18 protein-coding genes are annotated in these 14,576 nt (G+C 65.2%); 12 read left to right on the forward strand and 6 right to left on the reverse strand.

Going from position 1 to position 14,576, the window contains the following annotated elements; all coding sequences use genetic code 11:
* Positions 1-19: 19 nt before the first annotated feature.
* From nuoN to GTP41_RS12725, 7 genes are all read left to right on the forward strand, one after another.
* Positions 20-1,525, forward strand: coding sequence for an NADH-quinone oxidoreductase subunit NuoN (gene nuoN, locus GTP41_RS12695; RefSeq protein ID WP_161025944.1), 1,506 nt, complete (start codon positions 20-22; stop codon positions 1,523-1,525).
* Positions 1,526-1,536: 11 nt separating this feature from the next.
* Positions 1,537-1,839, forward strand: a complete 303-nt coding sequence (locus GTP41_RS12700; protein WP_161025945.1) for a DUF2818 family protein — start codon at positions 1,537-1,539, stop codon at positions 1,837-1,839.
* A gap of 149 nt (positions 1,840-1,988) precedes the next feature.
* The gene (locus GTP41_RS12705) at positions 1,989-2,546 is read left to right on the forward strand and encodes an NUDIX domain-containing protein (RefSeq protein ID WP_161025946.1); all 558 of its coding nucleotides are present in this window, start codon (positions 1,989-1,991) and stop codon (positions 2,544-2,546) included.
* Between the two features lie 4 nt (positions 2,547-2,550).
* Positions 2,551-3,258: a hypothetical protein gene (locus GTP41_RS12710; RefSeq protein ID WP_161025947.1), complete on the forward strand. Its 708-nt coding sequence runs from the start codon at positions 2,551-2,553 to the stop codon at positions 3,256-3,258.
* On the forward strand, positions 3,255-3,938 hold the full coding sequence (gene ispD / locus GTP41_RS12715) for a 2-C-methyl-D-erythritol 4-phosphate cytidylyltransferase (protein ID WP_161025948.1): 684 nt from the start codon (positions 3,255-3,257) through the stop codon (positions 3,936-3,938). The genes GTP41_RS12710 and ispD overlap by 4 nt, the downstream gene beginning before the upstream one ends.
* Entirely contained in the window at positions 3,935-4,432 is a 498-nt protein-coding gene (gene ispF / locus GTP41_RS12720; RefSeq protein ID WP_161025949.1) for a 2-C-methyl-D-erythritol 2,4-cyclodiphosphate synthase, read from the forward strand. Before ispD ends, ispF begins: the two co-directional genes overlap by 4 nt.
* Before the next feature lie 3 nt (positions 4,433-4,435).
* Complete coding sequence (locus GTP41_RS12725; RefSeq protein ID WP_161025950.1) at positions 4,436-5,398, forward strand: cupin-like domain-containing protein; 963 nt, start codon at positions 4,436-4,438, stop codon at positions 5,396-5,398.
* On the opposite strand, the gene GTP41_RS12730 is transcribed toward GTP41_RS12725, so the two are convergent.
* On the reverse strand, positions 5,395-6,795 hold the full coding sequence (locus GTP41_RS12730; RefSeq protein WP_202419722.1) for an aminotransferase-like domain-containing protein: 1,401 nt from the start codon (positions 6,793-6,795) through the stop codon (positions 5,395-5,397). The two genes, GTP41_RS12725 and GTP41_RS12730, sit on opposite strands and share 4 nt — an antisense overlap.
* Before the next feature lie 103 nt (positions 6,796-6,898).
* On the opposite strand from GTP41_RS12730, the gene GTP41_RS12735 reads away from it, so the two are divergent.
* The 4 genes from GTP41_RS12735 to GTP41_RS12750 are packed head-to-tail and all read left to right on the forward strand — an operon-like array spanning position 6,899 to position 8,775.
* Positions 6,899-7,129, forward strand: coding sequence for a hypothetical protein (locus GTP41_RS12735; RefSeq protein ID WP_371867352.1), 231 nt, complete (start codon positions 6,899-6,901; stop codon positions 7,127-7,129).
* A gap of 28 nt (positions 7,130-7,157) precedes the next feature.
* Positions 7,158-7,460 carry a hypothetical protein gene (locus GTP41_RS12740; protein WP_161025952.1) on the forward strand — a complete coding sequence of 101 codons (303 nt, stop codon included), beginning with the start codon at positions 7,158-7,160 and terminating at the stop codon, positions 7,458-7,460.
* A gap of 8 nt (positions 7,461-7,468) precedes the next feature.
* Positions 7,469-8,350 (forward strand): hypothetical protein, encoded by an 882-nt coding sequence (locus GTP41_RS12745; RefSeq protein ID WP_161025953.1) that lies wholly within the window; start codon positions 7,469-7,471, stop codon positions 8,348-8,350.
* Between the two features lie 14 nt (positions 8,351-8,364).
* The gene (locus GTP41_RS12750) at positions 8,365-8,775 is read left to right on the forward strand and encodes a VOC family protein (protein ID WP_161025954.1); all 411 of its coding nucleotides are present in this window, start codon (positions 8,365-8,367) and stop codon (positions 8,773-8,775) included.
* Here GTP41_RS12750 and GTP41_RS12755 read toward each other — a convergent pair whose 3' ends face one another.
* The 5 genes from GTP41_RS12755 to GTP41_RS12775 form a co-directional block, all read right to left on the reverse strand.
* A complete protein-coding gene (locus tag GTP41_RS12755; RefSeq protein WP_229502839.1) occupies positions 8,776-9,444 on the reverse strand; it encodes a flagellar brake protein in 669 nt (222 codons plus the stop codon).
* 191 nt (positions 9,445-9,635) lie between these two features.
* Positions 9,636-10,610, reverse strand: coding sequence for an FHA domain-containing protein (locus GTP41_RS12760; RefSeq protein WP_161025956.1), 975 nt, complete (start codon positions 10,608-10,610; stop codon positions 9,636-9,638).
* Positions 10,607-11,929, reverse strand: coding sequence for a S1 family peptidase (locus GTP41_RS12765; RefSeq protein WP_161025957.1), 1,323 nt, complete (start codon positions 11,927-11,929; stop codon positions 10,607-10,609). Before GTP41_RS12765 ends, GTP41_RS12760 begins: the two co-directional genes overlap by 4 nt.
* A 39-nt stretch (positions 11,930-11,968) precedes the next feature.
* On the reverse strand, positions 11,969-12,622 hold the full coding sequence (gene ribA, locus GTP41_RS12770; RefSeq protein WP_161025958.1) for a GTP cyclohydrolase II: 654 nt from the start codon (positions 12,620-12,622) through the stop codon (positions 11,969-11,971).
* Between the two features lie 156 nt (positions 12,623-12,778).
* The gene (locus GTP41_RS12775; protein ID WP_161025959.1) at positions 12,779-13,474 is read right to left on the reverse strand and encodes a pirin family protein; all 696 of its coding nucleotides are present in this window, start codon (positions 13,472-13,474) and stop codon (positions 12,779-12,781) included.
* 105 nt (positions 13,475-13,579) lie between these two features.
* On the opposite strand from GTP41_RS12775, the gene GTP41_RS12780 reads away from it, so the two are divergent.
* The gene (locus GTP41_RS12780) at positions 13,580-14,524 is read left to right on the forward strand and encodes a LysR family transcriptional regulator (protein ID WP_161025960.1); all 945 of its coding nucleotides are present in this window, start codon (positions 13,580-13,582) and stop codon (positions 14,522-14,524) included.
* The last annotated feature ends 52 nt before the right edge of the window (positions 14,525-14,576 follow it).

Consider the following 14,576-nt stretch of genomic DNA (forward strand, 5'->3'; position numbering starts at 1 on the left):
CAGATAGGACCAAGTTTTCATGAATAACACTCAAATGATCTCAGGAGCCGCTAACCTGGTTCCGATCTACGCGGAAGTCTTTCTGCTGATCGCCGCTTCGGCGATCCTGCTGATCGACATGTTCCTGGACCAGAGCAAGCGCGCGATCACGTACGCGCTGACCCTGGCCGCCCTGGTGGGCGCCGCCTTCTTCAGCTTCGCCGACTACAGCTCGGGCAGCACGGTGTACGCGTTCTCGAACATGTTCGTCAACGACCCGATGGGCAATCTGCTCAAGCTGTTCTCCTACCTGACCATGGGTATGACCCTGGTGTACGCGCGCCAGTATTCGACTGACCGCGGCATGTTGGGCGGCAACCTGGGCGGCGAGTTCTACGTCCTGGCGCTGTTCTCCATGCTGGGCCAGATGGTGATGATCTCGGCCAACAACTTCCTGACCATCTACCTGGGCCTGGAACTGATGTCGCTCTCGCTGTACGCCCTGGTGGCGCTGCGCCGCGACGACGCGAAAGCGACCGAAGCCGCGATGAAGTACTTCATCCTGGGCGCGCTCGCTTCCGGCTTCCTGCTGTATGGCATGTCGATGCTGTACGGCGCCACCGGCACCCTGGAAATCGGCGAAATCGCCAAGAAGATTGGCTCCGGCACCGTTGACCGCTCGATCCTGACCTTCGGCCTGGTGTTCGTGGTGGCCGGCCTGGCCTTCAAGCTGGGCGCCGTGCCGTTCCACATGTGGGTACCGGACGTCTACCAAGGCGCGCCGACCGGCGTGACCCTGCTGCTGGGCGGCGCACCGAAGCTGGCGACCTTCGCCATCTGCGTGCGCCTGCTGGTGGAAGGCATGCTGCCGCTGGCGTTCGACTGGCAGAACATGCTGATGATCCTGGCCGTGCTGTCGCTGGCGGTGGGTAACCTGACTGCGATTGCGCAGACCAACCTGAAGCGTATGCTGGCTTACTCCACCATCGCCCAGATGGGCTTCGTGCTGCTTGGCCTGCTGGCCGGCGTGGTCGACCAGAAGCCGACCCATGCCGCCGCTGCCTACTCGGCTGCCATGTACTACTCGATCACCTACGTGCTGACCACCGTCGGCACCTTCGGCCTGATCATGGTCCTGGCGCGCCAGGGCTTCGAGGCGGAAGAGATCGACGACTTCAAAGGCCTGTCCAAGCGCAGCCCGCTGTACGCCGCGCTGATGTCGGTGCTGCTGTTCTCGCTGGCCGGCGTGCCGCCGATGATGGGCTTCGCCGCCAAGTTCGCAGTGCTGCAGTCGGTGCTGACCACCGGCGCCGTGTGGCTGACCGTGTTTGCCGTGATGTTCTCGCTGGTGGGTGCGTTCTACTACATCCGCATCGTGAAGGTCATGTGGTTCGACGAGCCGACCGACACCGCGCCGCTGGCTGTCAACACCGACAAGGGCATTGTCCTGGCGCTCAACGGCCTGGCCGTTGTAGCCCTGGGCATGATGCCGGACTCGCTGCTGCACGCCTGCTACACGGCGATCGAAAAGACCCTGGCTTCCTGATCGCCTGAGCGATGGACGTCAACGCATCATCCTGGCTGGTCATCCTGCTTGCAGTGGTGGCCGCCAACCTGCCTTTCGTGAACGAGAAGGTATTTGGCCTGGTTCCGCTGCGGGCCGCACGCAAGCCGTTTATGGTGCGCATGGCGGAACTGGTGGTGCTGTATGTCGCCGTGGGCGGCATCGGCATGGCCCTCGAATCCCGCATCGGCACCGCGTTTCCACAGAACTGGGAGTTCTATTGGGTCGCGGCGTTCGCCTTCCTGGTATTTGCATTCCCTGGCTTCGTGGTACGCTACCTGCGTAAACACCACTAAAACCCGGTAAGGCGGGGTCAGACCCACAGGGTCAGACCCCAGGCCGGCTTAGGCCGCAGGTGTGGGGTTACCCAAAACCGCCTGTTGCGAAACCGTTGGGGGTCTGACCCTGCGGGTCAGACCCCGCCTTACCGGGTTCCAAAAGAGACATGGACAAACACCTCAAAGAAACCAAGATCGACAGCGAACTCGCCTACAACGGCGGCTTCCTCAAAGTCCACCGCGACACCGTCGCCCTGCCGGACGGCAAGCACACCAAACGCGAATACATCCGCCATCCCGGCGCCGTGGTCATCATCCCCGTGCTGGACGACGGCCAGGTCCTGCTGGAGCGCCAATACCGCTACCCCAACGACCGCGTCTTCATCGAACTCCCCGCCGGCAAGATCGACCCGGGCGAAGACCCGCTGGCCTGCGCTATCCGCGAGCTGGAGGAGGAAACCGGCTACACCGGGACCGACTGGCAATTCGTCGCCACCATCCACAACGCCATCGCCTACTCGGACGAACACCTGGACATCTACCTGGCGCGCGGCCTGAGCGCCGGCGAGGTCAAACTGGACGACGGCGAATTCATCGAAACCTTCACCGCCAGCGTCGACCAGATGCTGGACTGGGTGCGCAGCGGCCAGATCACCGACGTGAAAACCGTGATCGGCACCTTCTGGCTCGACAAGCTGCGCTCCGGCGACTGGAAACTGGACTGAGGCCATGAGCGCCGTGCGCCTGCTGCTGCTGGTCCTCGCCTGTGGCGCGGGCCAGGCGCAGGCGGCGCCGGTCAAGCGCACGCAGTTCCAGGTCCGCTGCGAGGACACGATCAGCAAAACCGTGTCCGTGCTGTCGGCCCGGCAGAGCGGCTACACTGTGAACAACCAGCTCTCGTACAAGCAGCTGTCGGCCATGAAAACCGATAAGATGCCGTCCAACGGTTTTGTGCTGGGCCTGACCCGCACCGAATCGCGCGTGCAGATCGGCCTGGACGGCCCGATGCTGACCGACCCGCTGAGCGGCTATGAATGCGTGGCGCCGCAGATCCGGGTGCAGCTGACGTACGCTCCGGTGCGCATCTATGTCGGCAACGAGTTCGCCCCGGGCAGCTGCGGCTATGCGGAAATCCTGTCGCACGAGCTGCGCCACATGAACGCCTATATGGACCATCTGCCCAAAGTCGAGCAGGTGGTGCGTGCGGCGCTGGCGCGGCGCTTCGAGGCCAAGCCGCTGTACGCGCCGGCCGGCACCGCCCGTTCCGCGCTGGCGCACGAAATCGACAGCGGCTGGATGCCCTACATCAAAGCCGAAATGGCCAAGGTGGAAGTGCAGCAGGCCGTGATCGACTCGCCGGCGGAGTACGCCCGCCTGAGCAAAGCCTGCAACGGCGAGATACAGACTATTTTAAGAAAGTCACGCAGTAAAAAATGAAGCGCTATTTCGCATTGATTCCCGCCGCCGGCGTCGGCGCGCGCATGGCGGCCTCCAGCCCCAAGCAATACCTGCCGCTCAACGGCGTGCCCATGCTGCAGCACACGCTGGAAGCCTTCCGCCGCAGCGCGCTGATTGCCCATACCTATGTGGTGGTGAGCGCGGCCGACGGCTATATCGACTCGGTGGCGCCGGAGGGCGGCGTGACAGTGCTGCGCTGCGGCGGTGCCACCCGCATGGACTCGATCCTGAACGGCCTGCGCGCCATCCGCGCCGAGGTGCGCGACGACGATATGGTGCTGGTGCACGACGCCGCGCGCCCCGGCCTGACGCCGGCCCTGATCGCCAAGCTGATCTCCGCCGTGGGTGAACATGAAGGCGGCGGCCTGCTTGCGCTGCCGGTGGTGGACACGGTAAAGTCCACGCGCTCCGGCGCGCTGGAAACCACGCCGCGCGACGGCTTGTGGCTGGCGCAGACGCCGCAGATGTTTTCCTACGCGCTGCTGCTGCGCGCCCTGGCGCTGGCGCCGGACCCGAACGCGATCACCGACGATGCCAGCGCGGTCGAGATGCTGGGCTTCTCGCCCAAGCTGGTGGAAGGCCACCCGCGCAACCTGAAGGTGACGCTGCCAACCGATATCGCCATCGCAGAAATGTATTTAGGACAGGATTCAAAATGACGCAACTTCCATTCCGTATCGGCCAGGGCTACGACTCGCACCGCCTGGTTGAAGGCCGCAAGCTGATACTCGGCGGGGTCGAGATCGCGCACGAACGCGGGCTGCTGGGGCATTCCGATGCCGATGCGCTGCTGCATGCGATTACCGACGCTATCCTCGGCGCCGCCGCGCTGGGCGATATCGGCAAGCATTTCCCCGACACCGCCGAAGAATTCCGCGGCGCCGATTCGCGCGTGCTGCTGCGCGAGGCGGCCAAGCGCGTGCGCGCCACCGGCTACGATATCGGCAATGTCGACTGCACCATCATCGCCCAGCGCCCGAAGATGGCGCCGCATATCGCCGGCATGGCCGCCAATATCGCCGCCGATCTCGGGGTGCCGGTGGGCCACGTCAATGTGAAGGCCAAGACCAACGAAAAGCTCGGCTACCTGGGGCGCGAGGAAGGCATCAACGCCGAAGCCGTGGCGCTGCTGGTGCTGCGCCAGGGGGCGTAAGCCATGACATCCCGTCCGCTGCCGGGGACGGCGCCGAGCGCCTCGTCCGACGCCACGCCGGCAGGCAAGCCGGGCGCATCGCGCTTGCCGCCGCTGGAAGCGTCGCGCGTGGCGGCGCCAGGCGGCGCCGACGCTGCGGCCGCGAAAGCCGAGGCGCGCGCCCGTCGCGACGCCCAGGTGCGCGGCGTGGCCTCGATGCAGGAGATGCGCGACGCGATCCGCGCTGCCAGCCGCGCGCTGCCCGCGCTAGACGCCGTGCCGCGCGTGCGCGGCATGAACGCCGCCACCTTCCGCGAGCGTGCGCGGCAAGGCTTGCCCTTCCTGGTCCCCGGCGCGATTGCGCGCTGGCCGATCTGCGCGCTGCAGCCGGCTGTGCTGCGCGAACGTTTTGGCGACGTGCCGGTGCGGGCCCGGGTCGGCGACTACATCGGCACCGCCTTCGCCGCCGACCGCGCCATGCAGGACATGACCATGCGCGAGTACCTCGACCTGGCCGACGCCACCGAAGGCCTGCCGCCATACCTGGGCAACCTGGAATTGCGCGAGCTGAATAGCCTGTGCCACTGGCCGACCTATTTCGAGAAAATGGGGCCGCCACGTTTCTGGATCGGCCCCGCCGGCACGGTCACGCCGCTGCACAGCGATTTCGACGACAACATCTTTGCCCAGGTGTGGGGCCGCAAGCGCATCTTCCTCGCGCCCGCGCACCACGACGCATTCCTCTACACGCGCGAAGCCAACCCGGTGCTGTTCGGCAGCCCCTTCGACCCCGAAGCGCCCGACTACGAACGCTACCCGCTGGCGCGCCAGGCCAGCATGCTGGAAGTGCTGGTGGAGCCGGGCGACATGCTGTACATCCCGGCCGGCTGGTACCACCAGGTGCGCGCGCTGACGTTCTCGTTGTCGTCTAACCGCTGGGCGCGCGGCGTGCCGCTCGCGCTGTCGGCCAACGCGCCCGGGCTTTAAACCACGGCGGCGCCGTACGACTCGGGCCGCTGCGTGAGCAGGTGGGACAGCCGTTGCAGGCCGGTCTGCAGGCGCGCGCGGTCCTTGATGCTGCCCAGGGAAATGCGGATGGCATTCGCGGTTTTGCCGCCGGTAGCGAAGGCATCGGCCGGTGTGATCGCGATGCCCGCGCTGTCGGCGGCGCGCGCGAGCTGCGCGGGAGTCCAGTATGCCGGCAAATCGAGCCAGACGTGCAGCCCGTCGCCGGCGCCGCTATAGCGTCCGGCCAGGATATCCCAGGCCATCCGGTGGCGCAGGCGCGCCTCTTTGCGCACGCCTTGCAGCAGTGCGCCGGCCGAGCCGTCGAGTATCCATTGGGTGGCCAGCGCCGCTGTCAGGGGCGTGGCCATCAGGGCGAACGACCGCAGCGCGGCCAGGAACCGTTCGCGTTCCTGCGCGTCGCGGATCAGCACGAAGGCGACGCGCAAGCCGGGCGTCAGGCATTTCGACAGGGTTGAGATATAGCTCACCTGTTCCGGCGCAAACGTGGCGATCGGCGCCGGCGGGGCGTCGGCCAGGAGCCAGTAGGGGTCATCCTCGACGATGCGCACATTGCAGCGCTGCGCGACGCTGGCGAGCTCCCTGCGCCGCTGTTCCGGCATGGTGCTGGCGGTCGGGTTCTGCAGGGTCGGATTGAGGTACACCAGGCCTGGCTTGTGCTGCCGGCACGCTTGCTCCAGCAGCGCGGGCAGCATGCCGTCCCGGTCCGCCTCCACCGCAACCAGGCGCCGGCCGAGCTGGCTGGCGGCGCTCCGCACGCCGGGATAGGTCGTGGGCTCCGCCAGGAGCGTGTCGCCAGGCTGGGTCAGTGCCAGGATGAGTGCGGCGAGTGCCGCTTGCGCCCCGGGGCAGACCACCAGCTGCTGCGCTTCCACCTGCCCGAATATCGGCTCGAGCCATTTGGCGCCTGCCTTGCGCTCGGAGTCGCTGCCCCCGGCCAGGTGGTAAGTCATCAGCAAGCCCTTGTCGGCCCGCAGCAGAACCTGGGCCAACCCTTGCTGCAACAGATCGTCGAAATCCACGCCGTCCGGCGGCGGCGGGGTATTCATGCCCAGGTCGAGGCGTGCGCTCAGTTCGACCTTCGGCGCCGCGACGTAGGTGCCGCGGGCGCCGCGCCCCTCCAGCAAATTGCGGCGCCTGGCTTCGTCGTAGGCGCGGGTGACCGTCGTCAGGTCCACCTGCAGCCGCGCCGCCAGCTGGCGTTGCGGTGGCAGGCGGTCGCCCGGCTTCAGTGAACCGTCGGCCAGCGCCGCCTGCAAGGCGTCGGCAATCTGCAGGAAACGCGGCCCGGCGTGGGCGGCCAGGGGCGGCAACCAGCGGAATAATTGCTCATCTTGTATGGCTTTTGTCTGCGGCATTTTGTTTCGATGTATGGAAATTGCTTTGGAGTAGTATGCATCAGGTCGCGACAACACATCACCGGAAAGTACGCAAAAAATGGATTGGGTTCCTTTAGTCTTAGTGACGTTCAAGCTTCTCGTGTTCGGCACGGGCATGTTCTACGCCATCAAATGGCATTACGATAAGGAGAAAGAGGAAAGCGGGAAGCAGACGGCGCAGCGGAGCGAAAAGCGCGCGCTGCTGCGGGCGCGCGGCAATGTGGCCGCCGCCTTGGTGCTCTCGCTGCTGGTGCTGGCCCTGGCCGCGTTGGTCCTGGTCGGCACGCCGGGCCTGGAGCTGACCTTCCCATAGATGGAGGTGGATCAGGTAACATGCTGGCATGACAAGAGATCTGTTTGAATATCGCGAAGTGGCGGTGGAGTCGCTGCAGGAGGGCGGCCAGGTGGTGCTGCGGCCGGTGAACGGGCAGGCCTTCAGCTCCGAGATGCGGGTGCAATGCTCGCAGCGGCTGCGCGACACCAGCGCCTATCCGCTTGGCACCAGCTTCCTGGTGCTGGCGAAGATGACCGACCGGCTGGGCGGCGAGCCTTACCTGTATGTCTTCCACGGCGACCCGGTCAAGGTGCTTGCGCCGGCGCAGCTGGAACAATTCCTGAACGACCGGCGCCGCTTGCGGATCTGAGGAGCGTCGTGAAAACCGCCATCGCCGCCTTGCTGTCATTGCCCGTGCTGGCCCTGGCCCAGGTGGCCGCGCCGCAGCCGGAAGAGCTGATGCAGCTTGCCTTCCCCAAATGGTCGGACGAGGAGGGCGGGCGCGTGGTCTCGATCGCCACCAGCGCGCTGACGCGTGGCTGGGATACGCGGCAAGGCAAGCAGCGCAAGGTGCTCGTCGTGCCGCGCCGGGTGGTGCGCGTGGCGCCGGAGCGCTGGCTGCTGCTGGCCGCCATGACGCCGGTCGGCGACAGCGGCGAGCCGCAGGTGGCGCACGGCACGCCGCTCGGACTTGCCGCCTACACCTTCAAGCCGGGCAAGGATGGCTGGGCCGTGGCCCGGCGCCAGGAGCCGTTTGATTTGCAGGGCTTTGAAGGCCGGGCCGAGGTGGATGTGGTGCCGCTCGGGGCGGCCGCGCAAGCCGCGCAAGCCGTGCATGCGCGCTGGGGAAGTTGCTGGCAAGGCCATTGCGTGGAGGTGTTCGCCCTGTACGCGCTCGGTGCGGACGGCGTGAAGCCGCAGCCGCTGCTGCTGCAGAAGATCAAAGGCGCAAACGTGTATTCGCGCCCCGATTGCGTCGAGCGCCTGCGCGGCCTGCTGCCAGGCCTGGCAGCGCCGGACGGCGCGCGCGAGCTGCTCGCGCCAGGGAAGTGCTACGCCATCGAGGGCCGATGGGAGATTGGCGCCGCAGGCGAGGGCACGAGTCCGAGCCCGCTGACACTGCGCTTCACCGGCGCCATCAGCGGCGCGAGCAAACTCGCCAATGCGCCAGCGCAGCGCGTCGAGCAGAGCATGACATTCGAATTCCGTGGCGGGCGTTACATGCCCGTCTCCGGCAGCAACCCCGTTCCAGACGCATAAGCAAGGAGACTGCTTTGATCAAGATCCGTGAGATTGACCATATCGTTTTGCGCGTTGTCGATGCCGACCGCATGATCCGCTTCTACACCGAAGTGCTGGGCTGCCAGATCGAGCGCCGGCAGGACGAGATCGGCCTGATCCAGTTGCGCGCCGGCAGCTCGCTGGTGGACCTGGTGCCGGTCGATAAAAAGTTGGGCAGGATGGGCGGCGCCGCGCCCGGCAAGGAGGGCCGCAATGTCGACCACTTCTGCTTCCGCGTCGATCCATTCGACGAAGCCGCGATCCGCGCCCACCTGAGCGCGCACGACGTAGCCAACGGCCCCGCCGAATCGCGCTACGGCGCCGAAGGGGAGGGGCCCTCGATCTACGTCAACGACCCGGAAGGGAACACCGTCGAACTGCGCGGCGCGCCGTTCGCGGCCTAACTAGCGCGGAGCATCGCGGATTTGCTCCATGATGCTCTTGATTTCGGCTTCCAGCTCCGGCGCCAGGTTCATGAACTTGCAGCCGACGTGCACCTGCTCGCCCATCAGGAAGGAGCGGTAAGCGCAGGTGAAGCGCACTTCCAGGTCGGTGACGTAGATATTGTCTTCGCCGAACTCCAGCTGCACTTCGAGCAGCTTGCGGCCTTTGAGCAGGCCTTTCACATCGCTCTTGGCGCCGCGCAGGCCGATACCGCCCAGCGACAGGTCGTACACCGCTACCTCGTGCGGATTGCCGTTCAGGACGAAGGTGGCGGAGAAGTTGGCGCCCAGCGGCGCCTCCGCGCGTTCGTGGGCGCGCCGGTTCAGCACCTGGCAGGTCTCGGGGAACACCATGGGGATCAGCTGCGGCTTGCCGGGCACTGAATCCCAGTCCGTCTTGCCCAGCTTGAACTGTAGCTTGGCGTTGCGCAGCACCGCCACGAACGTGATCTTGCCGGGTGGCAGGACAGCGCCTTCGTTCAACTCCATCACGAAGTGCGGCTGTTCAGGGTCGACCGAGAGGATGCGGCCGAGGATCGGTTCGCGGCTGCCGCTGGCGTACATGGAAATGGCATCGCCATGTTCCGCCAGCAGGGTCAGCGCATCGCCGATATCGTCTTCCCCCTCCATGTCGTACGATCCGGCGGTGGCCAGGAAAGGGGGAATCGCGTCTTGCAGCCTTGGAGGTCCCTTGCGAATGTGGACGGCTGTGGGCTCATTGAGCAACATATAGCTAACCATGAAGGATAGGTTTGTATACCCATCATAGGCCACTAATTTCTTTAAAGCAAGAAACTTTATAGATTGAAAATTAATCTACCTTAATCTTCGCCCTCATCGTCCTTATTGAATTTCGAGGCCTTGCGTGCCTCATCGGCGGCGGCCTTCATCTTGCCGGCTTCGCCCATGAACTCATCCACGCTGTGGTCCTGGCTCTGGCGCACCGACGGCGGCAGGATCAGGGACATATACAGTTCGTCGCGCAGGCGGCCGGCGTTCTCGTAGTTGCGCATCAGGATCAGGCCCGAGCCCAGCGCCAGGAAGATGGCGCATGAGGAAATAAAGGCGCGCGGCTTGTGCGGCTTGATCGTGCGCAGGTGGTTGTAGATCATGGTTACCAGGATCAGCATGATCACGTGGTTGCCATAGCGCGTGAAGATCTCCGCCGACCAGGCGTAAGCCAGCACGCCGCTCACAGCCTTCCACGCCCCCATGGCCACCAGACCGGTGCCGAGGATGAACAGGTGGCGTCCCAGGCGCGCGTGGCCGCCGAACAGGCGGTTGGCCAGCGCCCAGACGCCGCTCCATACCAGGCCGAAGCCGACGCCGGAGGCAATCATCAGCAGGAAGCGGGTGGCCTGGAAGGCGCCGGTGCTGGACAGCGCTTCGGTGACGCCGACGAAGAGGGCGATCAGGGCCAGGCCGGCCAGCGCCGGTATGCCGCCTTCCCAGGCGTGCATGGTGGTGTCGGTGACTTCCGCTTCGACCGGGAAGGCGGCGTCGCGCACGCGCAGGCGGGTGTGGCCGAGGCGCACCACGGTGGTGCCGTTGATCGGCACCGAGCCTTGGCGCCTGCCATGCACGACAATGCCGTTCTGGCTGCCCAGGTCGCGCATCACCAGGCCGCCGTCCTCCGCCAGTTCCACCACGGCGTGGGTGGCGGCGGTGTGGGCGTCGTCCAGGATGAAATCGTTGTTGTAGCCGCGGCCGATGGTGATCGGCAGCGTGTTTACGCGGTGGCGGTGCAGCACATCGCCATTGCGCGCCAGGGATTCGATGAAGAACGGCCCGTTCATTTCTTGCCCCCGCGCCCCAGTGCTTCGATGAAGGCGCGCGAGGCACGCATGCCGTTTTCGTAGGAGACGCCGCGTGCATCGAGGCGGCTTTGCAGGTTCATTTTGCCGTCGTCGGTGCTGGAGGTGAGCAGGGCGAAGTCGTACAGGCCGTCGAACTTGCGGTAGGCGCTGACGCACATCACGGCGCGCATCGGCAGGCTGCTGTTCTTGACGAATTGTTCGGTGCAAATCGGGCCGGTCAGGCGCTTGTCCTTATGGCTGCCGAAATTCTCGTTGCGGAAGGAGGCGCTGGACAGCACGGCAAAGCGCACCTGATCCAGGCCGGTGCTTTTCATGTACTGGTGCTGGATCTGCACCTGGCCGGTCTGCAGCGTGCTGGAAACGAAGAGCGACGATTCCATGGCGCAGTTGGTCAGCTCCACCGAGAAGGAGTCGCGGTCGGTGGAACGCCCCCAGCAGCGCATTTGCTCCGATTCGCGCACCGGCACAGAGTACGGGCCCATGCCTTTGATGGTCAGCGGCTTGGCCAGCAGCTGGTCGACCATGGCCGTCTGGTGCGCCAGCAACTGCTGCGCCACGATGGCGGTGAAGTCTTTCGGCGGCTTGGCCTCCGGCTTGACTTTCTTGAGCAGCTCCTGGGCGTGCTTGGCCGGCACCAGGAAGGACACCAGTTCGCCGTCCAGGCGTTTGGCGACGTTGACGCCGGCCACTTCGCCGTCCACCGTCACGCTCGGGCCGCCGCTCATGCCGGCGTTGATCGGGCCGGTGAACATCAGTTGTTCGTAGAAGCTGCGCGCGATCACGCCGTTATAGGCGCCTTCAGAAATGGCGAAGCCCAGGTCGAGCGGGTTGCCGAGCGAGTAGAGGTACTGGCCCTGGGTCAGGCGGAGCGGCTTGTCGCCCAGCTTGAAGTAGCCGGTGCCGTAGCGGTTCACGCGCACCACGGCCAGGTCGTGCAGCACGTCCACCGCCAGCAGTTCAATGCTGCCGCGCTGGCCCTCGGTATCGACCCATTCGCCGGTGTAGGTGTCCGGGTCGAGCGCGAACTGGGAGACGACGTGGTAGTTGGTCATCACCAGGTTGGAGGTGCCAACCAGGAAGCCGGAGCCGACCGAGGACTGGACCCGGCCGCTTTTCAGCAGCGAGCGTACTTGCAGCAGGTCGGCCTTGGCGGCGGAGTATAGTTTTTGCGCGGTGCTGGAGGGAGTGGGCAGGGCCACCGGCTCCGTTGCGGCGGCGGGGGCGGGCGTTTGTTGCGCATTGGCTGCCGCGCAGCCCCAGGTCAAAGTCAGTAGTAAAGCCAGTTTAGTGAATTTCATCTAATCCTTCGAACCTGGTGCGGGGGAGCGGGGCGGGGATTACAGTTCGCCGTCTTCGGCGGCGGGCGGGGTGGCCGGGGTCATCATGTGGCCCAGCTTGAGCGCCTTGGTGTTCAGGTAGTGCTGGTTGAAGGCGTTGCGGTTGACCAGCAGGGGCACGCGTTCGGCGACTTCCACGCCGAGCGAACCCATGGCCGCGATCTTGCGCGGGTTGTTGGTCATCAGCTTCAGGCTCTTCACGCCGAACTGCTTGAGCATCGGTTCGACCAGGGCGTAGTTGCGCTGGTCGGGCTTGAAGCCCAGTTGTTCGTTGGCTTGCACGGTGTCGGCGCCTTGCTCCTGCAGGCGGTAGGCGCGCATCTTGTTGATCAGGCCAATGCCGCGGCCTTCCTGGCGCAGGTAGAGCAGCACGCCGCGGCCTTCCTGGGCGATGCGTTTCAGCGCGCCTTCCAGCTGGGCGCCGCAGTCGCAGCGCTGCGAGAACAGCACGTCGCCGGTCAGGCATTCGGAGTGGACGCGCGCCAGCACGGGCTGGCCGTCGCCGATGTCGCCCAGCACCATGGCCAGGTGTTCTTTGCCGGTGGCGTGTTCGACGAAGGCATGCAGCGTGAACTGGGCCCACGGGGTCGGCAGGGCGCACGACGTGACGTAGTCCAAGACTTCTTTTACCGGTTGTTCTGCTACGGGCTGCATGTTGCTCTTTCGATCTTTGTGTTGTGTAACCCTGCAATCATAACCGAAACCCCGGCAAGGCGGGGTCAGACCCAAGGGGTCTGACCCCAACGGTCGCCAGGCAGGTGGCAGCGCAGACAGGGTCAGACCCTTGGGTCTGACCCTGGTTTGCCGGGGTTAAGGCAAATCGAACAGCAGAACCTCCACATTATCCGCCCCGGACAAGAGCACCTTCTCCTCCCCGGTAATTTTGGCAGCATCGCCACCTTTCAAGGCGACCCCGTTCACCGTCAGCGAGCCGCGAATGATATGGACATACGCCTGGCGCCCGGCAGCGAGCGTATGCTCCAACCCACCCTCATTCAAGATCGAGGCATAGATATAGGCATCCTGGTGCACCAGCACGGAACCCTCGCGCCCATCCGGCGACGCCACCAGGCGCAGCACGCCGGTTTTGCTTTCGGGCGTAAAGTGCTTCTCCTCATACCCCGGCGCAATCCCGCCCTGCGACGGCTGGATCCAGATCTGCAGGAAATGCACGCCTTCCCGGTCCGAATGGTTGTACTCACTATGCCGCACGCCGGTGCCCGCCGTCATGCGCTGCACATCGCCATAGTGCAGCACCGAACCGTTGCCCATGCTGTCCTTATGTTCCAGCGCGCCGCTCAGGACATAGGAAATGATCTCCATATCCCGGTGGCCGTGGGTGCCGAAGCCCTGGCCGGGCGACACCTTGTCTTCGTTAATCACCAGCAGCGGGCCGAAGCCGACATGTTTTGGGTCGTGGTAGTGGCCGAACGAGAAGCTGTGACGCGAGTCCAGCCAGCCAAAGTTAGCAACGCCACGGTCTTCAGATTTACGAACTTGCAACATATTTATCTCCTTGTGCGATAATTACGATCAGATGTTTCACAGTATATGGCTGGTTCTTCGTGTAAAAAAGCGAATAATTTGCCTTCTTATGATCGAAAATTTCGAATGCTCAGACTCAGCCTGGAAGCCCTGCAAATCGTGGACGCCATCGACCGTGGCGGCTCCTTTGCCGCCGCGGCGCGCGAATTGTTCCGCGTGCCCTCCACCATCTCCTACACCGTCGGCAAGCTGGAGGAGGAGCTCGGCGTGCAGGTATTCGAACGCATCGGCCCGCGCGTGGAGCTGACGGCGGCCGGGCGCGAGCTGCTGAAAGAGGGCCGCTACCTGCTCAAGGCGGCGGGCGACCTGGAGCAGCGCGTGCGGCGTGTGGCGTCCGGCTGGGAGACCGAACTGGCGGTCGGCATGGATTCCATGTTCAGCGCCCAGGTGCTGGCCGACGACGTGCGCGCCTTCTACGAAGTGACGCAGCAAACCCGCCTGCGCCTGGTGCAGGAAGCCCTGGGCGGCAGTTGGGAGGCGCTGCTGGATCGGCGCGTGGACCTGGTGGTGGGCGCGCCGGGCGACGGCCCGGCCGGCGGCGGCTACGTGTCGCAGGCCATCGGGCAGTTGAAATGGGTGTTCGCGGTGGCGCCCGGCCATCCCCTGGCGCAGGTGGCGGGGCCGTTGGGACGCAATGATCTGCAGCGGCACCGCGCCATTGTGGTGGCCGATTCGTCGCGCTTGCTGGCGCCGCGCACCGTGGGCCTGGTGCTGGGCCAGGATGCGCTGGCTGTGCCAACCATGCAAGCCAAGTTCGACTACCAGTTGGCGGGCATGGGTTTTGGCTTCCTGCCCGAGCGTTGCGCGCGGCAGGCGATTGCCGCCGGCCTGCTGGTGGAGAAGGAGGTGGAGGAGCCCAAGCCGGAGGAAACCTTCTACCTGGCCTGGCGCAGCGGCGAGTCCGGCGCGGCGCTGCGCTGGTGGCAGGAGCGCATGGCGCAGCCGGGCTTGTTCGATCGTCTATGCCTGCACCTGCCGAGTGTTGCGCGTGATCAAGGAATGAGCAAATGAGGTGGCGTTTCGTGTTGACGTGAGCCAACTGTTTAGGGGTAACATAGGCGTT

The organism is Pseudoduganella guangdongensis (genome assembly GCF_009857475.1).
GTDB lineage: Bacteria > Pseudomonadota > Gammaproteobacteria > Burkholderiales > Burkholderiaceae_D > Rugamonas > Rugamonas guangdongensis.